At 60.3% G+C, this 24946-nt stretch carries 20 protein-coding genes; 6 read left to right on the top strand and 14 right to left on the bottom strand.

All coding sequences use genetic code 11. The features are described 5' to 3' along the window. The first annotated feature begins 29 nt into the window (after window positions 1-29). Complete coding sequence (locus BSG19_RS22195) at window positions 30-1364, top strand: MFS transporter (protein ID WP_244529385.1); 1335 nt, start codon at window positions 30-32, stop codon at window positions 1362-1364. Window positions 1365-1381: 17 nt separating this feature from the next. Here the strand turns inward: BSG19_RS22195 and purH are convergent, their stop codons facing one another. From purH to htpX, 4 genes are all read right to left on the bottom strand, one after another. Then, on the bottom strand, window positions 1382-2995 hold the full coding sequence (purH, locus tag BSG19_RS22190; protein ID WP_092990186.1) for a bifunctional phosphoribosylaminoimidazolecarboxamide formyltransferase/IMP cyclohydrolase: 1614 nt from the start codon (window positions 2993-2995) through the stop codon (window positions 1382-1384). Between the two features lie 187 nt (window positions 2996-3182). Beyond that, complete coding sequence (locus BSG19_RS22185) at window positions 3183-4865, bottom strand: heparinase II/III family protein (RefSeq protein WP_092990185.1); 1683 nt, start codon at window positions 4863-4865, stop codon at window positions 3183-3185. A 135-nt stretch (window positions 4866-5000) separates the two neighbouring features. Continuing rightward, on the bottom strand, window positions 5001-6377 hold the full coding sequence (locus BSG19_RS22180) for an RsmB/NOP family class I SAM-dependent RNA methyltransferase (RefSeq protein ID WP_092990184.1): 1377 nt from the start codon (window positions 6375-6377) through the stop codon (window positions 5001-5003). After that, window positions 6377-7336, bottom strand: coding sequence for a zinc metalloprotease HtpX (htpX, locus tag BSG19_RS22175; RefSeq protein WP_092990254.1), 960 nt, complete (start codon window positions 7334-7336; stop codon window positions 6377-6379). Before htpX ends, BSG19_RS22180 begins: the two co-directional genes overlap by 1 nt. A 128-nt stretch (window positions 7337-7464) precedes the next feature. On the opposite strand from htpX, the gene BSG19_RS22170 reads away from it, so the two are divergent. Then, a complete protein-coding gene (locus BSG19_RS22170) occupies window positions 7465-7665 on the top strand; it encodes a DUF1674 domain-containing protein (protein ID WP_092990183.1) in 201 nt (66 codons plus the stop codon). Between the two features lie 54 nt (window positions 7666-7719). On the opposite strand, the gene acs is transcribed toward BSG19_RS22170, so the two are convergent. Continuing rightward, window positions 7720-9669 carry an acetate--CoA ligase gene (gene acs / locus BSG19_RS22165; protein WP_092990182.1) on the bottom strand — a complete coding sequence of 650 codons (1950 nt, stop codon included), beginning with the start codon at window positions 9667-9669 and terminating at the stop codon, window positions 7720-7722. A gap of 216 nt (window positions 9670-9885) precedes the next feature. Between acs and BSG19_RS22160 the strand changes: the two genes are divergently transcribed. Then, the gene (locus BSG19_RS22160; RefSeq protein WP_092990181.1) at window positions 9886-10578 is read left to right on the top strand and encodes a DUF1013 domain-containing protein; all 693 of its coding nucleotides are present in this window, start codon (window positions 9886-9888) and stop codon (window positions 10576-10578) included. 66 nt (window positions 10579-10644) lie between these two features. Here BSG19_RS22160 and BSG19_RS22155 read toward each other — a convergent pair whose 3' ends face one another. Further along, window positions 10645-11325 (bottom strand): YggS family pyridoxal phosphate-dependent enzyme, encoded by a 681-nt coding sequence (locus BSG19_RS22155; RefSeq protein WP_092990180.1) that lies wholly within the window; start codon window positions 11323-11325, stop codon window positions 10645-10647. A 228-nt stretch (window positions 11326-11553) separates the two neighbouring features. Here BSG19_RS22155 and leuS point away from each other — a divergent pair, with 228 nt between their 5' ends. Genes leuS through holA form a run of 3 tightly spaced genes read left to right on the top strand, consistent with a single transcriptional unit; the run spans window position 11554 to window position 15748 of the window. Further along, window positions 11554-14181 (top strand): leucine--tRNA ligase, encoded by a 2628-nt coding sequence (gene leuS / locus BSG19_RS22150; RefSeq protein ID WP_092990179.1) that lies wholly within the window; start codon window positions 11554-11556, stop codon window positions 14179-14181. Then, window positions 14168-14698, top strand: a complete 531-nt coding sequence (gene lptE / locus BSG19_RS22145) for an LPS assembly lipoprotein LptE (RefSeq protein ID WP_092990178.1) — start codon at window positions 14168-14170, stop codon at window positions 14696-14698. Before leuS ends, lptE begins: the two co-directional genes overlap by 14 nt. Before the next feature lie 12 nt (window positions 14699-14710). Continuing rightward, complete coding sequence (gene holA / locus BSG19_RS22140) at window positions 14711-15748, top strand: DNA polymerase III subunit delta (RefSeq protein WP_092990177.1); 1038 nt, start codon at window positions 14711-14713, stop codon at window positions 15746-15748. Between the two features lie 167 nt (window positions 15749-15915). On the opposite strand, the gene BSG19_RS22135 is transcribed toward holA, so the two are convergent. The 8 genes from BSG19_RS22135 to hemE all read right to left on the bottom strand — a co-directional run bounded on the left by BSG19_RS22135 (window position 15916) and on the right by hemE (window position 24749). Continuing rightward, a complete protein-coding gene (locus BSG19_RS22135; RefSeq protein WP_092990176.1) occupies window positions 15916-16803 on the bottom strand; it encodes a ParB/RepB/Spo0J family partition protein in 888 nt (295 codons plus the stop codon). Window positions 16804-16836: 33 nt separating this feature from the next. Then, window positions 16837-17634 carry a ParA family protein gene (locus tag BSG19_RS22130; RefSeq protein ID WP_092990175.1) on the bottom strand — a complete coding sequence of 266 codons (798 nt, stop codon included), beginning with the start codon at window positions 17632-17634 and terminating at the stop codon, window positions 16837-16839. Then, the gene (locus BSG19_RS22125) at window positions 17621-18283 is read right to left on the bottom strand and encodes a 16S rRNA (guanine(527)-N(7))-methyltransferase RsmG (RefSeq protein ID WP_092990174.1); all 663 of its coding nucleotides are present in this window, start codon (window positions 18281-18283) and stop codon (window positions 17621-17623) included. Before BSG19_RS22125 ends, BSG19_RS22130 begins: the two co-directional genes overlap by 14 nt. Beyond that, the gene (mnmG, locus tag BSG19_RS22120; protein WP_092990173.1) at window positions 18280-20157 is read right to left on the bottom strand and encodes a tRNA uridine-5-carboxymethylaminomethyl(34) synthesis enzyme MnmG; all 1878 of its coding nucleotides are present in this window, start codon (window positions 20155-20157) and stop codon (window positions 18280-18282) included. Before mnmG ends, BSG19_RS22125 begins: the two co-directional genes overlap by 4 nt. A gap of 62 nt (window positions 20158-20219) precedes the next feature. Beyond that, the gene (gene mnmE, locus BSG19_RS22115) at window positions 20220-21536 is read right to left on the bottom strand and encodes a tRNA uridine-5-carboxymethylaminomethyl(34) synthesis GTPase MnmE (protein WP_092990172.1); all 1317 of its coding nucleotides are present in this window, start codon (window positions 21534-21536) and stop codon (window positions 20220-20222) included. A gap of 114 nt (window positions 21537-21650) precedes the next feature. Beyond that, the gene (gene rho, locus BSG19_RS22110; RefSeq protein ID WP_092990171.1) at window positions 21651-22916 is read right to left on the bottom strand and encodes a transcription termination factor Rho; all 1266 of its coding nucleotides are present in this window, start codon (window positions 22914-22916) and stop codon (window positions 21651-21653) included. 241 nt (window positions 22917-23157) lie between these two features. Next, the gene (gene hemJ / locus BSG19_RS22105) at window positions 23158-23640 is read right to left on the bottom strand and encodes a protoporphyrinogen oxidase HemJ (RefSeq protein ID WP_244529384.1); all 483 of its coding nucleotides are present in this window, start codon (window positions 23638-23640) and stop codon (window positions 23158-23160) included. Window positions 23641-23717: 77 nt separating this feature from the next. Further along, window positions 23718-24749 (bottom strand): uroporphyrinogen decarboxylase, encoded by a 1032-nt coding sequence (hemE, locus tag BSG19_RS22100; RefSeq protein WP_092990170.1) that lies wholly within the window; start codon window positions 24747-24749, stop codon window positions 23718-23720. Window positions 24750-24946 lie beyond the last annotated feature (197 nt).

The raw sequence follows: 24946 nt of genomic DNA, 5'->3' as shown, positions 1-24946 counted from the left end.
AGGTTGCCCGCGCCGGCCTCTGGGGCTGGATGCTGTTCGATCTGGCGGCGCAGCCCTTCTTCACCGTCGTCATCACCTTCATCTTCGGCCCCTACTTCGTCTCCCGCCTGACGGACAATCCGGCAGCGGGACAGGCAATGTGGGGCTATACGCTCACCGTTTCCGGCATCGTCATCGCCGTGATGTCGCCGATCCTCGGCTCCCTGGCAGACGCAACGGGCGCACGAAAGCCCTGGATTGCCGGCTTCGCGATCATCAAGATTTCGGCCCTGTCGGCCCTCTGGTTCGCGGTGCCGGGCTCGCCGCTGGTCCTGCCCTTCATCTGCATCGTGCTCGCATCGATCGCAGCCGAGTTTTCCATCGTCTTCAACGACAGCATGATGCCGCGGCTGGTGCCGCCGGAAGACACTGGCCGTATCTCCAACATCGCCTGGGGCATCGGCTATCTCGGGGGCATGATCGTGCTGATCGCGGTCGTTGCTCTCTTAGCCGGCAGTCCGGAGACGGGACTGACGGCGCTCGGCATTGCCCCGCTCTTCGGCCTCGATCCAGCAACCGGCGCTGATGCCCGCATCACCGGACCATTGGCGGCCCTTTGGTATGCGCTGTTCATCCTCCCGATGTTCCTGTTCACACCGGACGCACCGAAAACGACGACACCGGCAAGGCGTGCGATTGCAGAGGGACTTGCCGACCTGAAAAGCACGGTCCTCGGCCTGCGGCAACGGCGCGGCATCCTGACGTTTCTGATCGCCCGGATGATCTTTCAGGACGGCGTCAACGGCCTTCTGGCTTTGGGTGGGACGTTTGCGGCGGGCATGTTCGCATGGCGGACGCTTGAGCTTGGGCTCTACGGCATCATTCTCAACGTCGTGGCGATTGGCGGGTGCCTGTTTGCCAGCAAGCTCGATACGGCGCTTGGCTCAAAGACCATCGTCGTTCTCAGCCTGCTGAGCCTGATCGTCGCCACCATCGGCATCGTCTCGACAGGGCCCGGCTTTACGCTGTTCGGGCTCGTGCAACTCTCAACCGCCGATAGCAACTGTCTGTTCGGCACGGCGGCGGAGAAAGCCTATATCCTTTTCGGCCTGCTTGTCGGCATCGCATTCGGCCCGGTGCAAGCCTCCGCCCGCTCGTACCTTGCCCGCAGTGTGGAACCGGAAGAGGCCGGCCGCTATTTCGGCCTCTACGCTCTGTCGGGTCGGGCAACCTCGTTTCTGGCGCCGGCCAGCGTTGCGACCCTGACGCTCGCCACGGGTTCCGCGCGCATCGGGATGATGGCGCTGATCGCGTTCCTCGTCATCGGGCTCCTGATCCTCCTGACGACCCCCTATCCGGCCGACAAGGGCGACCGGACAGGGTAGCTTTTTCGTATCTACTGCTAGTGGCGGAAGTGGCGCATGCCCGTGAAGACCATTGCCACACCCGCCTCGTCAGCCGCGGCGATCACTTCCTCATCCCGCATGGAGCCACCCGGCTGGATGACGGCGGTTGCGCCGGCTGCAACGGCGGACAAAAGACCATCGGCAAATGGCAGAAAGGCCTCCGAAGCGACGGCCGACCCGATCGTCAGCGGCTTTTCCAGCCCGAGCGCACGCGCGGCCTCTTCAGCCTTGATTGCGGCGATACGGACGGAATCGACGCGGCTCATCTGCCCGGCACCGATACCGACCGTCTGGCCATCCTTGGCATAAACGACGGCGTTCGACTTCACGTGCTTTGCGACCTTGAAGGCGAACTTCATGTCGATGAGTTCCTGCGCCGTCGGAGCGCGACGGGTGACGACCTTGAGGTCGAGATCCTCGACCATGCCGTTGTCACGCGTCTGCACCAGAAGTCCCCCGGCGACGGTCTTCGCGGACAGGCCGGGAAGACGCGGGTCGGGCAGGGCGCCGGTAACGAGCAGGCGCAGATTAGCCTTGCGCGCGATGATCGCTCTCGCCTCGTCGCTGACCGCAGGCGCGATGATGACCTCGGTGAAGAGCTTCACGATCTCTTCCGCCGTTGCGCCATCCAGTTCCTGGTTCAGCGCGATGATGCCGCCGAAGGCCGACGTGCTGTCGCAGGCGAGCGCACGCCGATAGGCATCCACGAGCGTCGTTGCCGTCGCCACACCGCAGGGGTTGGCATGCTTGATGATGGCACAGGCAGGCGCCGTTTCGGGCGGAAACTCGGCCACCAGTTCGAAGGCTGCATCGGTGTCGTTGATGTTGTTGTAGGAGAGCTGCTTGCCCTGCAACAGGGTCGCTGTGGCAACGCCGGGGCGGTTCTCGCCGGTAACGTAGAAAGCCGCCTTCTGGTGCGGATTCTCGCCGTAACGCATCTCTTCCTTCAGCACGCCGCCGATCGCACGATGCCGCGGCATCGGCGTGTCCAGCACTTCGGCAAACCATCCCGAAATTGCCGTGTCGTAAGCGGCCGTCCGCGCATAGGCCTTGGCGGCCGTCTGGCGCCGGAAGGCGAATGTCGTTGCTGCATCGTCGCCAAGCTGGGCGATCAGCGTCTCGTAGTCGGCGGGATCGGTGATGACGGTGACATAAGCGTGGTTCTTCGCGGCCGCGCGGATCATGGCCGGACCGCCGATATCGATGTTCTCGACTGTCGTTGCGTAGTCCCCGCCTTTGGCACGGACGTCCTCGAACGGATAGAGATTGATAACAGCGAGATCGATCGCAGCGATCCCATGGGTCTCCATGGCCCCAACGTGTTCGGCATCGTCACGAATTGCCAGCAGACCGCCATGCACGCCGGGATGCAATGTCTTTACGCGGCCGTCCATGACTTCGGGAAACCCGGTCAGCTCGGACACGTCGCGCACCGGCAGGCCGGCCTCCGACAGCGTCTTGTGCGTGCCGCCGGTCGAAACGAGCGCCACACCCTTTTCGTGCAGCGCACGGGCAAACTCGACGATGCCGCTCTTGTCGGACACCGAGAGAAGGGCTGTGCGCAGGGCAACGCGATCGGGGGCGGGAATGTTCTTGGAGGCAACGGCCATGGGAGGCTCCTGGCAGGGAAGGGGCAAGGAAGAGGGCGAGCAGGAAGCCGGTGGGGCATTCGAAAGCCCGGCCGGCCGGATGCCGCTGCCGTTAGCACAGCTGACGCCGGGAAGGAACAGTACGAGCCAGTCGCCAACGGTCATTTCGCCCGAATATGGGAGCGTCGCTTGCTTTCTCGGAAAGGCATCACGTCCGGCGGGAAAAAATCCACTGGATTTCGGGCTGCTGTCCGGCAGAGAAACCGATCGTCAGCATCTGCGTTTTCCGCAGCCCGGACGGGTCGGCGAAGAAAATATCCTCTTCCACCGCGATCTCGCCATCGCGGCAGGTCAGCACCCAGCTGTCACCGTCCGGCGCGACCAGCCTGACCTCGTGCGGATCCCCCTGGCGCAGACTGATGGCGGGATGGATGTGAAAACGTGCAACCGCCATCGCGGTATGGGACGGGTCGGGATCGACACCGTCCTCCGTCACCAGCCGGTCACGGCCGCGCAAGGTCGTGCCCGCGGCATTGAGGCTCAGATCCCTCTCATGCATCAGGTTGAAGGCGCCGGCATAACCGTTATGGCGCGCGACCACGCTGTCGCCGCCTTCCCCGGGCGAATGCGTCACGGAAACCTCCGTCACGCCGCCGGTGATGATCGGCCCGAGAAAGCGCGACGTCGAAAGCCGGGCCGATGAGCGATCCTCGATGGTGACAGTGGAGTGCGCTGCCGTGACCCGGGCCATCTGGCGAAACCGGTCGCCTGCAAAACGCGGTGCGCCGGAGTTGATGATAAACCGATGACGACCGGAAGAAAGCTCGAAGGAGAGGCAGCCGGCATGCGCCTCTCGCGAAAGGGGAGCCGATAGAGGACAGCCGGTATCCATGATCACAACGACGTCCTTCGCCGCCAGCCGCTCGTATTGGCTGTCCGGCAGCCCCTTGAACGGCTGACCGGCCGTTTCGTCGTAGCGCAGAACAGACATCAGCTCGTTCGCTTGCGCCGACGTCGCTCCATTGAAAAGCGCGAGCTCTCCGCCCTGGTGACGAAAGAAGCGCAGGGCCGGAAACATGCGGTCGATGGACGGGATCAGCTTGACCGGAACGTCGTGACCGAGATTGACATAGGTCTGGCGCAGCGGAAGCAGGTCGAGAAGAAGATCGAGCGCGACGCGCGGATTGCGCGAGGCATGACCGCCATCGGGAAGGATCTGGCGATCGAGTTCGTCGTCGAGATGGCCGGCCGCCCGACGAATGGCCGAACCCGAAGCAGGCATGGACACCGTGGCGAAAGCGATCGCAACCCGAACCCGCAGCCGTCCCTCTCCATCCGGCACCGCATTGGCAACATGCCTGAGGTAGCGCACATGCATGGCGAGGCTCTTCAGGAAGCGGCGATAGAAGACGTGATCCGCCTGTTTCAGGATCACAGGCGAATGCGACAGCCAGGCAATCAATCGCTGCGCTGCGACATCCGGCTCCCAGGCGATGCCCTTGATGCCGCGCCCGTGGGTGGCCAACCAACGGCTGACGAGCTGGCGCACGCGGGAAAGATCATCTTCCTCCGTCAGCGCCCGGATATGCCGCGCCCAGCTGAACGTGTGCAGCCGGACGGCGAACTCACGAGAGGGAAGATCGACCTCGAATGGTGATTCGCCGTCCGTTTCAAGGATACGACCGGCAAGCGGAAACCGGCCTGCAACGATTTCGCTGGCGACATGCGGGTCGATAACCCGGAGGTCCGTTGGCGCGACGATCAGCCTGTCGGGCGTCGTGCCGGAGAAGCGGATGAACGACATGCGACCGAGCACGAGGCGGCGCGACAGGCGCCACCACGCTTCCCGTGTGTAGAGAGTGATCAGCCGTCGACTGTCCGACATCCGCATGAATGAAATGAAGCCCTACCCCATTCCGGCGGCACGCCGGAATGTTCATGATCGAAGACACGATGTTGTGTTTCGCGGTCAGCATCAGGGGATGACCGAGGGAACACAAGCGGTCAAGGTATGGAAACTCTTTCCTTACAACGATCTACGCAGGACTGTGGCATAAAAGCCGTCCAGCCCTCCGGCAAATCCCGGCCGGGCGGCGAGCATGGCGGGCGTGGTTCGCAATTCTCCGAGAGGCGTTATTGCGTCTTCGAGACCGGGAAAAGCCGCGGGATCGACCGGAACACGCTCGCATGCCGCATTCGCAACGACGCGCGCCACCATGGCTTCGCCTTCTGCCGGATCCAGCGAGCAGTTGGAGAAGACCACGAGGCCACCGGGCTTGACCACAGTGAGAGCATGCCGCAGCAGCCGTTCCTGCAATCCCGCCAGCTTGGTGATGTCCTCCGGACCCTTGGTATAGGGAACATCCGGGTGGCGGCGGATCGTGCCCGTCGAGGAGCAAGGCGCATCGAGCAGGGCTGCATCGAAGAGCGTCTCCGGCCGGAAGTCCGCCATGTTGCACTCGACCGTCTCGGCCTCAAGGCCAAGACGTTCGAGATTGGCGTTCAGCCGCTTCAGCCGGCTGGCAGACTGGTCGAGCGCTGTGACTTGGGCACCTGCGCGGATCAGCTGCGCCGTCTTGCCGCCAGGGGCCGCACAGAGATCCACGACGCGCTTGCCGCTGATATCGCCGAAGAGTCGCGCCGGCAGCGAGGCTGCAGCATCCTGCACCCACCATTCGCCATCGTCGAACCCTTCAAGTGCCGAGACGGCGCCCTGAAACGATGCGAGCCGAACACTACCGGTCGGAAGCACAATTCCGCCAAGCCGTTGCGCCCACGCGTCCGGATCGGACTTTACCGTGATGTCGATGGCAGCCGGCTCAAGAAGCGCGTCTGCAATGCGCTTGGCATGCTCCTGTCCATAGGTCGAGACGAGCCGCGCCATGTACCAGTCCGGAAGGGACGGGGTCGTTTCGGCAGCGATTCGAAGAAGATCCTCCTTCTCTCGCGACAAACGACGCAGCACGGCATTTGTCAGGCTGGCAAAACGGCGATTGCGCGGATCGGCATTCGCCTGCTCCACGGCAAGGTCTACGGCGGAATGATCGGGAATATCGAGATAGACGATCTGTGTCGCTGCAACGACGAGTTGATGATGCAGAGCGCGTGCACCATCCGGCAGAGGCGTCTTCAGGAGCCGGTCAAGCATGGCTTCGATACGCGGAAGATGTCGCAATGCTGTGTGCAGGATGGCTTTGACAAGTGTGCGATCAATATCGGAGAGCTGGCGGTAAGCCGGATTCCCGCCAACGGGATCCAGCATGCCGTCCAGCGAGATCTTCTTCTCGATGACAGCACCCAGCAGTTTTGCCGCGGCTTGCCGTGCAAGAAGGCCCGGCTTCTGAGGCCCGGCATCCGGTTTTGAAGATCGTTGCGTCGGCGAATCGTTCTTTGTCTTCGTCATCAAGACCACGGGCCCTTTGGAGGTTCGGAGCGATCACGCCCCCAACCTGTGCTCGGCACGGAACGCGTCTTTCGTGTCGCCGTAGCAGGGGAAGCCGCGCGCGTCGAGGGTCGGGAAAAGCTGGCAGCCATGTCTTCAAGAGCGGCGATGCGGTTTTCTGTTGCTGGATGCGTCGAGAACAGGTTGTCCATACGCTCGCCCGAAAGAGGATTGATGATGAACATATGGGCTGTTGCCGGATTGCGCTCCGCCGCAATGTTGGGAACAGCGTGAGCGGCACCCGCGATCTTGCGCAGGGCGGAGGCAAGGGCGAGCGGCTGTCCGCAAATCTCAGCCCCGCGACGGTCGGCCGAGTATTCTCTTGTCCGGCTCACCGCCATCTGGACCATCATCGCAGCAAAAGGCGCAATGATCATTGCGGCCAGCGTTCCGATGAAACCCAGGGGGTTGTTGTTCTCGCGATTGCCACCGAAGAAGAAGGCGAAATTCCCGAGCATGGAGATGGCACCGGCGAGGGTTGCCGTCAGTGTCATCGTCAGCGTGTCCCTGTTCTGCACATGCGCCAGCTCATGTGCCATGACACCCGCAACTTCATCATAGGTCAGCGCCTGCAATAGACCGGTCGAGGCCGCCACGGCTGCATTTTGTGGATTGCGCCCCGTCGCAAAAGCGTTCGGCTGAGGATTGTTGATGACATAGACGCGCGGCATCGGGAGCCCGGCATTCGCCGCGAGGTCCCTTACGATACCGTAATATTCCGGAGCACTGCGTTCATCGACTTCCTGCGCGTCGTACATGCGCAGCACGAGCCTGTCCGAGTTCCAGTAGGAAAAGAAATTCATCGCGATCGCGATAAGGAGAGCGATCATCATGCCGCCGCGGCCGCCGATCAGAAGACCGATACCCATGAAGAGCGCCGTCATGAAGGCCAGTAGCATGGCTGTACGAATGAGGTTCATGCGCGTCTCCGAAAGCGAAAGGTGCATTTTCGGCGGCGTTTCACGTGAATCATCGTGGGATTGCCGCGTTTCCCCCTATATGATGGGGCGCATGTGCCACGGATTCAACGGCGTAGTGAGGTCACACAATGCTGAACGACAATGACAACAATCTGGAAACACCGGGCAAGGTTCTCTCGCCAGCAGCCCGTCGTGCCCTTGAGGAAGCAGCGGCTCGACGTGAAGCGAACGCTGCACTGGAACTGCCGGCCGAAATCGGCGGTCGCGGTGGCGCGGAGCCGGTGCGCTTCGGTGACTGGGAAATCAACGGTCGCGCGATCGACTTCTGATCCCGATACCCTTTGCGAAAACCGGCAGGCATGGTTGCCTGCCGGTTTTCCGAATTACTTCTTGTTCTGGCGGTTGGAGACGAGATCGTCCACGACACCCGGGTCTGCCAGCGTGGAGATATCGCCGAGTGCGCCGTAATCATCCTCGGCGATCTTGCGGAGAATGCGCCGCATGATCTTGCCGGAGCGGGTCTTCGGCAAGCCCGGCGCGAACTGGATCTTGTCGGGAGAGGCGATCGGTCCGATCTCGTTGCGCACATGAGCAATCAGCGCTTTGCGCAGATCATCCGACCCCTCCCGGCCGGACATAAGTGTGACGTAGCAGTAGATGCCCTGGCCCTTGATGTCATGCGGGTAGCCGACGACGGCTGCTTCCGATACCGCATCATGACTGACAAGTGCCGACTCGACCTCGGCCGTGCCCATGCGATGTCCGGAAACATTGAGGACGTCATCGACGCGGCCCGTGATCCAGTAATAGCCATCCGCATCACGCTTGCAGCCGTCACCGGTGAAGTATTTTCCCTTATAGGTTGAGAAATACGTCTGTATGAAGCGTTCATGGTCGCCGTAGACCGTCCGCATCTGGCCGGGCCAACTATCGGCGATGCAAAGATTGCCATCTGCGGCACCCTCCAGCACGTTGCCTTCGGCATCGACGAGCTCCGGCCGGATGCCGAAAAAGGGCAGGGTGGCCGATCCCGGCTTCAGCGGCGTTGCCCCCGGAAGCGGCGTGATCATGTGGCCGCCCGTTTCCGTCTGCCACCATGTATCGACAACGGGGCAACGGCCGTCGCCGACGACGTCGTGATACCATTGCCAGGCTTCCGGGTTGATCGGCTCACCTACGGTGCCGAGGATTCGCAGGCTCTTGCGGGAGGATCGCGTCACGAAGGCATCGCCCGCTCCCATCAGCGAGCGGATCGCCGTCGGCGCCGTGTAGAAGATATTCACCTGGTGCTTGTCGATGATTTCCCAGAACCGTCCCTGATCGGGATGGTTGGGCACGCCTTCGAACATGAGCGTCGTCGCCCCGTTCGCAAGGGGTCCGTAAACGATGTAGGAATGGCCCGTCACCCAGCCGACATCGGCCGTACACCAGTAGATATCGCCCGGGTGATAGTCGAACACATATTCATGGCTCATCGCGACATAGACGAGATAACCGCCCGTCGTGTGCAGCACGCCCTTCGGCTTGCCGGTAGAACCGGAGGTGTAGAGGATGAACAGCGGATCTTCCGCATTCATCGCCACGGGTTCACACAGCGTCTCCGCCGCCTGTGTTGCCGTGTGATACCAGATATCGCGACCGTCGGCCCAGGTGATCTTGCCGCCCGTCCGGCGCACGACGAGCACCGTCTTCACGTCGATACCGTTTTTCGCCGCGATCTCCACCGCCTTGTCGGTATTGTCCTTGAGCGGGATCGGCTTGCCGCCGCGCATGCCCTCGTCACAGGTGATAACGAAGGTGGAGGCGCAATCGACCAGCCGCCCCGCAAGCGCATCCGGCGAGAAGCCTCCGAACACGACAGAATGGACGGCGCCGATGCGGGCGCAGGCCAGCATCGCATAGGCGGCTTCAGGGATCATCGGCATGTAGATCGTCACGCGATCGCCCTTGCCGACGCCTTGCGCCTTCATGACGTTCGCCAGCCGGCAGACATGCTCGTGAAGCTCGCGATAAGTGATCTTCTTGTCGATATAGGGGTTGTCGCCTTCGAAGATGATCGCGACCTGATCGCCACGGGTCTCCAGATGCCGGTCGATACAGTTGTAGGACGCATTGGTCTGGCCATCCTCGAACCATTTGATCGAGACATCACCGGTGAAAGAGGTGTTCTTGACCTTGGTATAGGGCTTCGACCACGCGATCCGCTTGCCATGCTCGCCCCAGAAGGCATCCGGGTTATCAACGCTTTCGCGATACCACGTGTCGTAGGTCGCTTTATCGACGAGGGCGCGTGCCTGGGTTTCCTTCGAGACGGGGTAGGTCTTCTCGGACATGGTCTTCTCTCTCCCTGCTGTCGTGCCCGCGCATCCTCACGGCGCGTTTCAGGGGATACATATCAGGTGCGGAGCCGGCGGCAATGAGACGAAAGTCAGGACGTCGAGAAGAATTGCAATTCTGCGACAAGAGGGGTATAGAAGCGCCCTATTCCCGGAAATCAGTGGTATTCCACGGCCCGCGACACCGGCGCGGCGGACAGAAGGACTATATCTATGGCTCAACAATTGCTGATGCCGAAAGCCACGGCGGTCTGGCTTGTCGATAATACCGCCCTGTCGTTCGAGCAGATCGCCACGTTCTGCAAGCTGCACCCGCTGGAAGTCAAGGCGATCGCCGACGGCGAATCAGCCCAGGGCATCAAGGGTCTTGATCCCATCGCAACCGGGCAGCTGTCGCGCGACGAAATCGTCCGCGCCGAAGGCAATCCGAACCACAAGCTGAAGATTTCCGATCCGAAGGTTCGCGTTCCCGAATCCAAGCGCAAGGGCCCGCGCTATACGCCGGTCTCCAAGCGCCAGGACCGCCCGAATGCCATTCTCTGGCTGGTTCGCAACCATCCCGAACTCAAGGACGCCCAGATCTCGCGTCTCGTCGGCACCACCAAGTCGACGATCGAGCAGATCCGCGAGCGGACGCACTGGAACTCGGCCAACCTGACGGCGAGCGATCCCGTCACCCTCGGCCTTTGCAGCCAGATCGATCTCGACCTTGAAGTCGAACGCGCTTCCAAGGGCCGCCCGCTGCCGACAGCCGCCGATCTCGGCGCCACGCTGGAGCCGGCGCAGGAAACCGAACGCTATGGCTACGAGCGCGAGGAAGAGAAGGAAATGGACGCAGACGCCGTCTTCGCAAAGCTGAAGTCGCTGAAGTCCTCGACCCCGGACGAAGAAGAAGAGAAGTACTGATACGCCGAAGCTTCATTGCGGCATTCATTAAAACCCGGCTTCAGGCCGGGTTTTTTTATGAGATCATCAAACCGGCTGGGCAGCGACATCCCGCAGACCGAAAATGGCCGATCCCACGCGGACACTGGTAGCGCCAAAGGCGATGGCCGTCTCGAAATCGCCCGACATGCCCATCGACAGCTTTTCAACGCCGTTTTCTGCGGCCAACTTTGCCAGCAGCGCGAAATGCGGCCCCGGATTTTCCTCAGCCGGCGGAATGCACATCAGCCCTTCCACGGAAAGCCCAAGCGCATCGCGGCACATGGCCACGAAAGCTGCCGTTTCCTCAGGCGCAATGCCGGCCTTCTGTGGCTCGAGCCCGGTATTGACCTGCACATAGATCCGAACCGGCTTCTCCTGCCGCTTGATCTCCGCCGCCACAGCCCGCGCGATCTTCTCACGATCGATGGTCTCGATCACATCGAACAGCGCAACGGCATCGGCCGCCTTGTTGGACTGGAGCGGGCCGATGAGATGCAGTTCGATACCGGGCGTCTCGGCCTTCAGCTCGGGCCACTTGCCTTGCGATTCCTGCACCCGGTTTTCACCGAACACGCGCTGCCCGGCCGCGATCACGGGCCGAATGGCCTCTGCATCGAAGGTCTTTGACACGGCCACCAGCGCCACGGAGCCGTGAGCGCGCCTGCCATCATCTTCGGCCGCATGGATGCGCGACAGCACCTCGTTCCACTGGTCCACTCGGGTCATCGGCAAGGTCTCCCTGGCAGTCATGTGGCTTGAAGCGCCACGGGTAAGCGCAATTGCTGGCCGCATATAGACAATCCGTCACGAGCCGCCAAGCGAGCATGCGGACAATGATGCGGAGGCCTGTCCAGGGCCTGCAAAACTTGACGCTACCGTTGTTTCATGATGAAGGTCACGCCACATAAGACCGAGCGGCAGCGCCCCGCCACAATTTCCGGAACGACGAAACACATGGCCACAGAACGCTATAACCCGCGCGATGCAGAACCTCGCTGGCAGCGCGAATGGGACGAGAAATCCGTCTACAAGACGGACAATAACGACCCACGGGAAAAATACTACGTCCTGGAGATGTTTCCCTACCCCTCCGGCCGCATCCACATGGGCCACGTGCGCAACTACGCGATGGGTGATGTCGTCGCCCGCTTCAAGCGTGCGCGCGGCTATAACGTGCTGCATCCCATGGGCTGGGACGCCTTCGGCATGCCGGCCGAAAACGCCGCCATGGAGCGCGGCGTTCATCCCGCCGAGTGGACCTACCAGAACATCGCCTCCATGCGTGCGCAGCTGAAGGTCATGGGCCTCTCGCTCGACTGGAGCCGCGAATTCGCCACCTGCGACGTTGCCTATTACCAACAGCAGCAGCATCTTTTTCTCGATTTCATGGAAAAGGGCCTGGTCTACCGCAAGCAGTCGAAGGTGAACTGGGACCCGGTCGATCACACCGTGCTGGCCAACGAGCAGGTGATCGACGGCCGTGGCTGGCGCTCCAACGCACTGGTCGAACAGCGCGAGTTGACGCAGTGGTTCTTCCGCATCACGGACTTCAGCCAGGACCTGCTGGACTCGCTCGATACGCTGGAGCACTGGCCGGAAAAGGTCCGGCTGATGCAGAAGAACTGGATTGGCCGTTCCGAAGGTCTCTCCATTCGCTGGGAACTCGTGCCCGACGGGCGCGCATCCGGTGAAACGGAGGTCGAAGTCTACACGACCCGCCCCGACACGCTGTTCGGCGCCTCCTTCCTCGCGATTGCGGCGGATCATCCGCTGGCGCGCAAGGTCGCTGCCGGCAATGCCGAGCTCGAAGCCTTCTGCGACGAATGCCGTCGCGCGGGGACGTCGCTCGCTGCGCTGGAAACGGCGGAGAAACGTGGCATTAACACCGGGCTGCGCGTTCGCCATCCGCTCGATCCCTCTTGGGAACTGCCCGTCTACGTGGCCAATTTCGTGCTGATGGATTACGGCACGGGCGCTATCTTCGGCTGCCCGTCGGGAGATCAGCGCGACCTTGACTTTGCGCGCCGCTATGGCTTGCCGGTCACGCCCGTGGTCATGCCGGCCGATGGCGATGCTGCAACCTTCAGCGTTGGCACGGAAGCCTATACGGGCGACGGCGTGATGATCAATTCGCGCTTCCTTGATGGCCTTGCCACAGATGCGGCGTTCGAACACGTGTCGGGCTTGCTCGAAAACCAGGAACTCGGCGGTCGCCCTCAGGCCGAACGAAAGGTCAACTTCAGATTGCGCGACTGGGGAATTTCCCGTCAGCGCTACTGGGGATGCCCCATCCCGGTCATCCATTGCGAAATCTGCGGCGTCGTTCCGGTGCCGAAGAAGGACCTGCCGGTTCGCCTGCCCGACGACGTCACTTTCGACAAGCCGGGCAACCCGCTCGATCGCCACCCGACCTGGCGCCATGTCGGCTGCCCGCAATGCGGCGCCGCGGCACGTCGTGAAACCGACACGATGGACACGTTCGTCGACTCTTCCTGGTACTTCATGCGCTTCACCGCGCCGTGGGAGGAACAGCCGACCAACCGTGCGGTCGTTGATCGGTGGATGCCGGTCGACCAGTATATCGGGGGTATCGAGCATGCGATCCTGCATCTCCTCTATTCCCGCTTCTTCACCCGCGCCATGAAGGCGGCGGGCCATGCAGGGCTGTCTGAGCCCTTCAAGGGCCTCTTCACCCAGGGCATGGTTGTGCACGAGACCTACAGCCGCGGGGAAGGCGCTCAACGTGAGTGGATCAACCCATCGGCCATCACCATCGAGGATCTCGGCAATGGTCGCAGGGCCACGCTGAACGAGACGGGCGAAGAGATCGCCATCGGCTCCATCGAGAAGATGTCGAAGTCGAAGAAGAACGTGGTCGATCCCGATGACATTATCGCGTCCTATGGTGCCGATACCGCCCGTTTCTTCGTGCTGTCGGATTCGCCGCCGGATCGCGACGTCATCTGGTCCGAAGCAGGTGTGGAGGGTGCGCACCGCTTCGTCCAGCGCGTCTGGCGTCTGATTTCGGAGGCAGCACCGGCTCTCGCCGCCGTTGATCCCACGCCCGCGACGGAAGGGCCTGCGCTCGCCATATCCCAGGTCGCCCACAGAACGCTAAAGGCGGTCGAAGCCGACTATGACAAGCTCGCCTTCAACAAGGCCGTGGCGCGTCTCTACGAGATGGTCAACGCTCTTGCAGCACCGCTGGCGGATGTCGCGACCGGCATGGACGCTGCAACCACGAGCGCGATGCGCGACGCGGTGGAAATCCTGATCCATCTGATGGCGCCGATCACACCGCATCTCGCGGAGGAATGCTGGAGCGTCATCGGCGGCCAAGGCCTAATCGCGCAGGCCGACTGGCCGCGCTTCAACGAGGCGCTCGTCACAGTGTCCGAGATCGTTTTGCCGGTCCAGATCAACGGTAAGAAGCGCGCGGATTTGACAATCGCACGCGATGCGGATCAGACTGCCGTCGAGGCCGCAGTTATGGGTCTCGATGCCGTGCGGATCGCGCTGGAAGGCCGGACGCCGAAGAAGATTATTGTCGTGCCGCAGAGGATCGTGAATGTCGTCGTCTAAGTTCGATCCCCGCCGTCGCATCGCCGTCGGCTTCGCCGGCTTCTCCCTGTTGCTGTTGGCAGGCTGCCAGGTGCGCCCGCTCTATTCGGACGGCCCAAATGGTGCCCCGGCAACAGCCTTGGCTTCCATCGGAATATCGGAAGCCAAGGACCGCGTGGAGCAGCGCGTGCGCAACGCCCTGATCTTCCTGACGTCGGGTGGCAAAGGCGAGCCTGTGGCACCGCAATACCAGCTGGCATTGAGCGTCAGCCATCAGACCACGGGCGTGCTCTTTAATGAACGCAACGACAACGACACCGCTTCGGCCGGTCGTCTTGTCGTGGAAGCGGACTATAACCTGACACGCGTCGACACCGGCAAAACCGTGAAATCCGGACATCGTAAGGCTATCGCTCTGGTCGACTTTCCCATTCAGGAGTTTGCAAAGCTTCGGGCGATCCGCGATGCAGAGAATCGTGCGGCTCAAGAATTGGCCGAGGTCATCCGTGCGGATCTTGCAGCAGCGCTTGGCAACTGATCCGGCGCCGGCATGAGCGAAATCAAATCCCACGAGTTCGACGGTTTCGTGGAAAGGCCGCTGCCCAGCCAGCGGCTTTACCTTTTCTATGGACCTGACCGTGGTTTGGTCGCCGAACGTGCGGCTGCGATAGCAGCGAAGACCGGCATAGCACTCGATGATCCCTTTGCCCTCATCAAGCTGGATGGGAGCGATCTTTCCCCGGGACGGCTCGCAGACGAAGCCAATGCCCTCGGCCTCTTCGGTGGCGGCAAGCTGGTGTGGGTCCGCGCGTCGGGAACCGAGAAGACGCTGAGCGAAGGTCTCTCCTATCTTGCAGAGGAGCCACCCCGCGACGCCTTCGTCATTGTGGAAGCCGGCGACCTGAAAAAGGGTGCCGCCCTGCGCAAGATCGGCGAAACCGCGCGAAGTGTTATTGCCGTTGCGTGTTACGCAGATGACGTCAAGGCTATCAACGGACTGATCGACAAGGAGTTGGGAGCAGCCGGCTTGCGTATAACTCCGGCTGCGCGGGAGGCTCTCCGGGATCTTCTTGGCGCCGACAGGCTGGCCTCGCGCAACGAGATCGCCAAGCTCGCGCTATACTGCCGAGACGAGCCGGTGATCGAGGAAAGCCACGTCCTGGACATCATCGGAGATGCCAGTTCCACCTCGGTCGACGACGCTGTCGATTCCGTACTGACGGGCGACATGGACCGCCTCATGACGTCGCTGCGCAAGGTCGAGGCGTCAAAGACGTCGATGTTCCTCGTGCTTCAGAGCTGCCTGCGCCAGTTTCAGCAACTCGATATCCTGCGTGCAGAAATGGATACTAAAAAGCTCGGCCCCTCGCAGGTGACGGCGACGCTCGGCCGCGGAATCCACTTCCGGCGCAAATCCCTCATCGAAGCAGCCCTGAAGACATGGAGCTTGCCAGCCATCCGTCGTGATCTACAGCGCATCCAGAACGCGATCCTCCAGAGCCGAAGCCGCCAGACACTTGAGGCTGATATTGCGAGCCAGGCTCTGATCGCGATCGCCTTTCAAGCTGCAAGGCAGCGCTTGGCATAGGGCGTGGCTGTTCCTCCCTCAAGCAGACCACAGCCTTACCCGATTTGTGTGAGCGCGTTTGGCTTCGGGATAAACCAAGCCGCCGAGCACGCGCAGACGTGGGTCAGGTAATGCCTATCGTTGCGCTTCGTGAACCCAAGGCATGAACGGCCCTAAGCTGATAGGGTTCAGCGACGCTCCAGCAGGCGGCAGATATCTTCCAACTGTTCCAGCGTCTTGTAGCTGATCTTCAGATGACCACCACTGGCGCGGTGATTGACGGACACGTCGAGCCCCAGACTGTCGGACAAGGAACGTTCAAGCGCGACCGTATCCGCATCTTTTTCAGGACGAGGCTTGGCACCGAAGGTCGGATCGTTCTGGGCGCGTATGTCGTTCTGTGCCAACTTCTCCGTGTCGCGAACGGACAAACCCTTGGCAATGATCGCACGGGCTAGGGTAGTGGGGTCGGACGTGGGAATCAGTGCGCGCGCATGGCCGGCGGAAAGCGTGCCGGACGACAGCATATCGCGGACCGGCTCAGGAAGTTTCAGCAGTCGCAGGCTGTTTGCCACGTGGCTGCGGCTCTTGCCGATGATCTCGCCAAGGTCGTTTTGGGTATAGCCATGATCAGCGATCAGAAGTTCGTATCCCATCGCTTCTTCCAGCGGATTGAGATCGGACCGCTGCACGTTCTCGACGATGGCAATTTCAAGCGCTGTGCGATCATCGACATCGCGCACGATGACTGGGATATCCGAAAAGCCAGCAAGCTGCGCGGCACGCCAGCGGCGTTCGCCAGCGATGATTTCGAACCGGTCGCCATTGATGGTGCGCACGACGACAGGCTGAACGATGCCATGCTGTCGAACGGAATTCGCGAGATCCTGCAATTCCGCTTCGTCAAATGTCCGTCGCGGATTGCGCGGATTGCGCGTGACATGCTCGATCGGGACCCGCCGATCCGCAGGCACGGCTGAGACAGGTGCGGACTCAGCGATAATCGGCTGGTCCATCTCGCCGATCAGGGCGGCGAGACCTCGTCCGAGACGGCGCCGCGCGGGATCTTCGTTCATGGCGTTCTCCTCATCATTCTGGAGCCGAATCGATTATGCAGCTGCCTTGCGTTGCCGTTCACGCTGGATAACTTCGGAAGCGAGTTGCAGGTAGGCCTGGCTGCCTGCGCACTTCAGATCATAGAGAATAGCAGGCTTTCCATAGGAAGGCGCTTCGGACACCCGCACATTCCGCGGAATCAGAGTGTGGTAAACCTTTTCACCGAGATGCGTTCGCACATCGGTGACAACTTGCTGCGCAAGATTGTTCCGGGAGTCGAACATCGTCAAGACGATGCCCTGTATATCGAGTTGTGGATTAACGCTTCTGCGAATCTGATCGACCGTTTCCAACAGCTGACTAAGACCTTCAAGTGCAAAGAACTCGCACTGCAAGGGGACAAGCACTGAATGGGCCGCAGCCATGGCATTCATGGTCAGCAAGTTGAAGGAAGGGGGGCAATCGACCAGGACATAGGAGTAAGCGAGGGCTTCGGGGGCGGCGAGCGCTTTCCGAAGCCGAAATACACGGTCACTTTGTCCGGATATCTCCATTTCGAGGCCGAGGAGATCCATGGTCGAGGGGATGATGGAAAGGTTGGGAACGACTGTTGGATGAACGATCGTATCGATCGTATGTGTCCCCATCATGAGATCGTAGGAAGAGTACCGGCGATCGCGACGCTGAATACCAAGCCCAGTGCTGGCATTGCCTTGGGGATCGAGATCGATAATCAGGACAGATTCTCCGATCGCAGCCAGGGCGGTGGCCAGATTGATGGCGGTCGTCGTCTTGCCGACCCCACCCTTTTGGTTCGCAATCGTAATGATCCGATTTTTATCGCGCGACATTAATCGCTCCTGCGCCCTGGCTCAGCTGCTGCATCCGCGTGATCTCGAGAATGACGGAGTCAGGCTCGACAATGCTTTGATGTTTTACCAGATCGAAATCATACCGACCACGGGCATTCGTCACCTCCGTCTCGTAATCCCGCCCTTTGTGGAAGTAAGCTCGCGTTGCAGCGTCTTTCATCCAGGGCGCAATGAACTGTAGCAAGAGAGAAAGATCGGCGACTGCCCGTGCAGAGATCGCATCACACGCAGGAATTTTTGCCGGAGCATCTTCTATCCGCAGCACATGCACAGAGCCGCGGGCTCCTGTCTCCTGAAGGGCGACACGCAGGAACGCAGCCTTTTTTTGGTTGCTTTCGATGAGGTGAACCCATCCCTCGGGGCTCTCCGCCATGAGAATAGCGGTAATAACGCCAGGAAAGCCACCACCGCTACCGAGGTCTACCCACGTTCTCGGCCCAGGCGCCAATGCGTAGATCTGCGCGCTGTCGCGAATATGCCTGTTATCGAGATCGCCGAGAGTGGAGGGTGCGACAAGGTTGATCGTCTTCGCCCATTTCAGGAAAAGTTGGCTGAAGTGCTGCAGGCGATCTGCCGTTTCACGTGAAACACGCAGGCCGATCAATTCATCAAGCTGACTCGCCATCATTGTACACCGTGTGCTGCATCGCGCCGCTCATAGCGCTGCAGATATGTCAGAATCAGCGTAGCGGCCGAGGGTGTCATACCATCGATGATCTGAAGCTGCGCAAAGTTTCGCGGCTTCAGTCGCTCAAGCTTCTGCTTCAACTCATTCGAAAGACCAGCAAGTTCGGTGTAGGCGAAGTCGTCAGGGATCGTCCGTTCTTCTTCCCTTCGTGCTCTCGCTATATCAGCCGCTTGCCGATCCATATAGACGGCGTAATGCGCATCTATCTCCATCGCCTCGACAAGCCGTGATGGTACCTGCTCCAGTTCAGGCCACACTGTAGACAAGCGTGAAAACGTGATGTCCGAATGCGATAGCAGATCGTAGGCAGAGCGACGCTGGCCGTCCTTGTTTAAATTCAGACCATAGACCGCTGCTTCGTTTGGCGTCAGCGTCTTTTCGTGAAGTTGTTCCTTCAATCCATCAAAGGAACGCTTCCAGTTCCCGAAGCGCTCCTGCCGTTCGCGAGAGACGCATCCCAGATCTATCGCTGTCGGTGTCAGACGCATGTCAGCATTGTCTGCCCGGAGGGATAAGCGATACTCGGCGCGGGATGTAAACATCCGGTAGGGTTCTGCCACGCCGCGGGTCGTCAGGTCATCGATCATGACGCCGATATAGGAGTCGGTTCGAGAGAAAATATGACCCGCTTGTCCCGCAGCCTTGCGTGTCGCGTTCAAGCCAGCGACCAGACCTTGAGCACCTGCTTCCTCGTAGCCCGTCGTACCGTTTATCTGGCCTGCCAGAAACAGGCCTGATATCTTGCGGAGCTCCAGACTGGGCAGGAGTTCCCGAGGATCGACATGATCATACTCGATGGCATAGCCGGGCTGGAGAATAGCCGCTTGCTCGAGTCCGGGAATCGTCCGGATGAAGGCCGCTTGAACGTCCTCCGGGAGCGAGGTTGATATACCATTCGGATATACAGTGTGATCATCGAGACCTTCCGGCTCCAGGAAGATCTGATGACCGTCACGCTCGCCGAACTTCACGATCTTGTCTTCGATAGACGGACAGTAACGGGGACCAACCCCAGCAATTTGACCGGAGTACATGGCCGAACGCTGCAAATTATCTTCGATGATCCGGTGCGTGGCCTCTGTGGTGCGGGTAACGCCGCACGCGATTTGTCGCGTCGTGATACGATCCGTCATGAAGGAGAATGGAACAGGATCTTCATCGGCAGCCTGGCTACCAATCCGGTCCCAGCCAATCGTTCGGCCATCCAGCCTTGCTGGGGTCCCCGTCTTCAAGCGACCCAATGCCACCTGATGGTCCTCTAACACTTTCGAAAGGCCGACGGATGGCGCTTCGCCGGCCCGACCGGCAGGTATCTTTCGATCACCTATGTGGATGAGACCACGAAGGAATGTCCCCGTCGTCAAAACGACCGCACCGCAGCAGACGATCTCTCCGGTTGCGAGGACAACCCCACCAATGCCAGCTTGGACAAGAACGAGATCAACGACATCTCCTTCTAGAATCGTCAAATTGGATAGCTCTGCGAGTTCAGACTGCATTGCTTCCCGATACAGGCCGCGGTCCGCCTGTGTTCGTGGTCCCCGGACGGCGGGGCCTTTCTTCCGGTTCAGGAGACGGAACTGAATTCCGGCGCGATCGGCAATGCGGCCCATTAGGCCATCAAAGGCATCGATTTCCCGAACGAGGTGCCCCTTGCCCAAGCCACCAATCGCGGGGTTGCAGGACATGATACCGATCGTTTCACGTTTGTGTGTGACAAGAGCGACTTTCGCGCCAAGCCGTGCAGCAACAGCCGCAGCTTCACAGCCCGCGTGTCCGCCTCCTACAATGACGACATCATACTTCCCGGTCATTTCGATTCCGATTCAATGTTTCACGTGAAACGTGCGGGTTGACTCGCATGCGTTGTAAAGACCTATTTTCCGATGCAAAATTCCGAAAATATAACGTCTAATAGATCTTCGACATCAACGCGTCCTGTAATTCGGCCGAGTGCATCGCCAGCTTGGCGAAGCGTCTCTGACTGTATGTCGAGGTCCGGACGAGTCGAGGCCCTATCAAGTGCGTCAAGGCATTGCGCAAGATGATCAGCGTGGCGACGTCTTGATGGAACCGCAAAATTTTCCGCTGTAGCGTGAGCCGGAAGGCGATCCACCAGTGCCGAGATCAAAGTCTCAAGACCGCCCTGCGCCTCGACAGATATAAAGATGTCGGCAGCGGCTCTATCCCATAATTCATCGGATTTATCAATCTTCGTCGCGATTCGGAGCGTCTCGACTGAGGTCCCACGCGGGATCATGAAGCCGCCGGGTATATCGGAAAGGCTCAGGATAAGGTCGGCATCGTCCAGCAATGCTTTTGCACGGCGAATACCTTCACGCTCGACGGGATCGACCGTATCCCTGAGGCCGGCGGTATCGAAGAGTTTCACGACGAATCCGGCTAAGGAAATATCGACACTGAGAACATCGCGGGTCGTTCCCGCGATGTCCGTGACGATCGCGATATCCTGTCTCGCCAGTGCATTGAGAAGACTGGATTTTCCCGCATTAGGAGGGCCGGAGATGACAACCCGGAAGCCGTTCCGGATGATCGCGCCCGTCCGCGCGCCTTCCAGATGTTCAGCTATTTCCGACCGAAGCCGTGCCATGTCCTGCCAGATCGCGCTGCTCACCGAGCCGGGGACATCGTCCTCATCGGCGAAATCGAGTTCGGCCTCGATCATAGCTCGCGCATGCGTCAAGCGCTTTGCCCAACCCTGATAAAGGTATGAGACGCCGCCGCGAGCATGCTCACTGGCGAGACGACGCTGCATCTCTGTCTCAGCGGATATAAGATCAGCGAGACCTTCGATTTCCAAAAGATCGAGCTTTCCATTCGCAAATGCTCGCCTAGAAAACTCGCCCGCTTCCGCATGGCGAAAGGAGGGCATGGTGCTCAATTCATCCAGCAGGCGGCTGACCACCGCCCGGCCGCCGTGCACCTGAAGCTCGACACAGTCCTCTCCGGTAAAGGAGGCCGGACCGGGAAACCACAAGACCAAGCCTTGATCGAGAATTTCACCATTACGGGAACGAATCGTTCGCAGGTTCGCCAACCTGGCGGGAACGTGCCCACCGCAGAGTTCAACACTGACGGCAGATGCGTTTGGTCCACTGATGCGAACAACAGCAACACCCGAGGGAAGACCGCCAGAGGAGAGAGAATAGATCGTATCGCTGGCCGATGACATCCGAACCATCCGTTAAAATGTGATTTGAGATAAACGAAAAAATCCCTGGGCGAGCCAGGGATTTCTTTAAGAGCAATGAACCGAGCAGGAGAGCGCTAGTCTCCCGATATCAGATCAGGTGTTCATGGAGTCGAAGAAGTCGCCATTGGTCTTCGTCTGCTTCAGCTTGTCGATCAGGAACTCGATTGCGTCCGTCGTGCCCATTGGCGCGAGAATGCGGCGGAGAACGAAGATCTTCTGGAGATCCTGACGCGGAACGAGCAGATCTTCCTTGCGGGTGCCGGACTTCAGAATGTCCATCGCCGGGAAGATGCGCTTGTCGGCCACCTTGCGGTCGAGCACGATTTCCGAGTTGCCGGTTCCCTTGAATTCTTCGAAAATAACTTCGTCCATACGGCTGCCGGTATCGATCAGCGCGGTCGCGACAATCGTCAGCGATCCGCCTTCCTCGATGTTGCGCGCGGCGCCGAAGAAGCGCTTCGGCCGCTGCAGAGCGTTGGCGTCGACACCGCCTGTGAGGACTTTCCCGGAAGACGGCACGACCGTGTTGTAGGCGCGGCCGAGGCGGGTGATCGAATCGAGCAGAATGACGACGTCACGGCCATGTTCGACAAGACGCTTCGCCTTCTCGATGACCATTTCGGCAACCTGCACGTGGCGGGTTGCAGGTTCGTCGAAGGTGGAGGAGACGACCTCGCCCTTCACGGAGCGCTGCATGTCGGTGACTTCTTCAGGCCGTTCGTCGATGAGGAGAACGATCAGGTAGCATTCCGGATGGTTGGCTGTGATCGAATGCGCGATGTTCTGCAGCAGCACGGTCTTACCGGTGCGCGGTGGCGCGACGATCAGGCCACGCTGTCCTTTGCCGAGCGGTGCAACGAGATCCATGACGCGCGGGGAGAGATCCTTCGAGGTGGGAACCTCGAGTTCCATCTTGAAACGCTCGTTCGGATAAAGCGGCGTCAGGTTGTCGAAGTGAACCTTGTGCCGGATTTTTTCCGGATCTTCGAAATTGATCGTGTTGACCTTAAGAAGCGCGAAATACCGTTCGCCCTCCTTCGGCCCGCGGATCGGCCCCTCGACCGTATCGCCGGTCTTCAGGGAAAAGCGACGGATCTGGGATGGGGAAATGTAGATATCGTCAGGGCCGGGCAGATAGTTGGCATTGGCGGAGCGCAGAAAGCCGAAACCGTCCTGAAGAAGCTCGACAACACCTTCGCCGATGATCTCGACGTCCTGCGCCGCCAGCATCTTCAGAATGGCAAACATCAGCTCCTGCTTGCGCATCACGCTGGCGTTTTCGACCTCGACCGACTCGGCGAAGGCCAGAAGATCGGTTGCAGATTTGTTCTTGAGGTCTTGTAGCTTCATTTCAGCCATGAAGGAAAATCACACTTGCAGAGGGAATGGAAGGGCTGGCGCTGTGTGGGTCAAGGGAGCGGCAGGGGGGTAGCCACTCGAACTTTAACGCGCGCCAGAAAGATGGGATGTCATAAGGTAGCGACTTCCGGCATGCGCCGCAAGGGGGCTCACGGTCCAGGACGCTAAAATGTCCGTGATGGCGAGGAGGATGCCGGATAACGCGGCGCCGCTTCCCCGTCGCCGTATGTCCGAAGAGCCTCTAAAATGGTTTTACGATAACGAGAATGACGATGACGATCATCAGAACGGTCGGCACCTCGTTCATCAGCCGCCAGTAGCGCGCGGTGCGGCGAGCGCCATCGCGTGAGAAGCGACCGACCGCATCGGCATAGTGCACATGAACGCCCGTCAGCAGGATCACGGCAAGAATCTTGGCGTGAAGCCAGCCACCCTGAAACCCGTAGACGCTCCAGGCGAGATAGAGTCCGAGCGCCCAGGTGATCATCATGGCCGGACGCATGATCACCTTCATGAGCCGCTGTTCCATCACCTTGAAGGTTTCGGACGTCTGCGATCCCGGCTCGGCGTCCGTGTGGTAAATGAACAGGCGCGGCATGTAGAGGAGGCCGGCCATCCACGAGATGACGGCCACGACGTGCAGCGCCTTGATCCAGAGAATGAGATCGGCCGGCTGCCAGACCATCAGACCGACGATAACAGCGACAAGCACCGAAAGCGCCACAAAGGCCCGTACACGCGTTTTACGGCCTGCCGGGGCATCGGTCTGCCGAGCACCCCCGTCATCGCGCTCCGGGGTACTCACACGGGTTTCCTGACGCGCGCCACGAGATCGGCGACATGGGCAGGATCGGCCTGCGGTGTAATGCCATGGCCCAGATTGAAGATCAGAGGGCCCTGTCCGAGACGATCGAGGATCTGGTCGATGCCGTCTTCGAGAGCCCTTCCACCCGCAACGACCCGCATCGGATCGAGATTTCCCTGAACCGGGCCGTCCTTTTGCAGATCGACCGCGAATGATAGCGGAACCGACCAGTCGAGACCGATGGCATCAGCCTGCGTCTTCTGGCGATACTCCTTCAGGAGAAGACCTGCTCCCTTGGCGAAAGCGATGATCTTTGCATCCGGTCGGCGAGCCCGGACGCTGTCGATGATCCGGCGCACGGGCGCAACCGCAAACCGTTCGAACGTATCCTCCCCGAGAACGCCTGCCCAGGAGTCGAAGATCTGCACCGCGTCCGCACCCGCATCGAGCTGTGCGACGAGATAGTCTGCCGAGAGTTCGGCGAGAATGGCCAGCAACGCGTCGAAGGCCTCCGGATTGCGATAGGCGAACAGACGTGCCGGCGCCTGGTCCGGTGTTCCGTGCCCGGCGATCATGTAGGTCGCGACCGTCCATGGCGCGCCGCAGAAACCGAGCAGGGCCGTTTCCGTCGGAAGTTCCCGCCGCAGTCGTGCGACCGTTTCGATGACGGGACGCAGATGATCGGCCACAGGCCTTCCATCGAGAGCCTTGATGCCATCGACATCGATCGGGTCGAGCTTCGGTCCGCTGCCTTCCTCGAAGCGAACATTCCGCTTCAGGGCATCAGGGATGACGAGGATATCGGAAAACAGGATTGCCGCGTCGAATGCATAGCGCCGGATCGGCTGCAGCGTCACTTCCGTAGCGAAGTCGGGGGAGTAGCACAGATCGAGAAAGCTACCGGCCCTTGCCCGTGTCTCACGGTATTCCGGCAGATATCTCCCGGCCTGACGCATCAGCCAGATCGGCGGGGGCGTCAGCGTCTCCCCATTCAGAACCCGGACGAGCTTGCGGTTTTCAGACGTCACACACAGCTTCCCTCTTAAAATAGAATCTTGAATCTAAGGGTTTCTATTTCTTAGAGTCGGTGACTATCAAGGATTAAAGGTTGTCGGCCCTTTGTCCCCAGAACAACATTTCGCCCGAAGTGACAGGGTGATGATGACGCGCTTCAGGGACAACATAGGGAGCAACTGGAAAAAATCCCGCTATTCGAGCAACTTGG

Source organism: Rhizobium sp. NFR03 (genome assembly GCF_900111275.1).
Classification (GTDB): Bacteria; Pseudomonadota; Alphaproteobacteria; order Rhizobiales; family Rhizobiaceae; genus Ferranicluibacter.
Note: the sequence above shows the minus strand (reverse complement) of the source record. Positions and strands in the feature narration are given on the sequence as shown.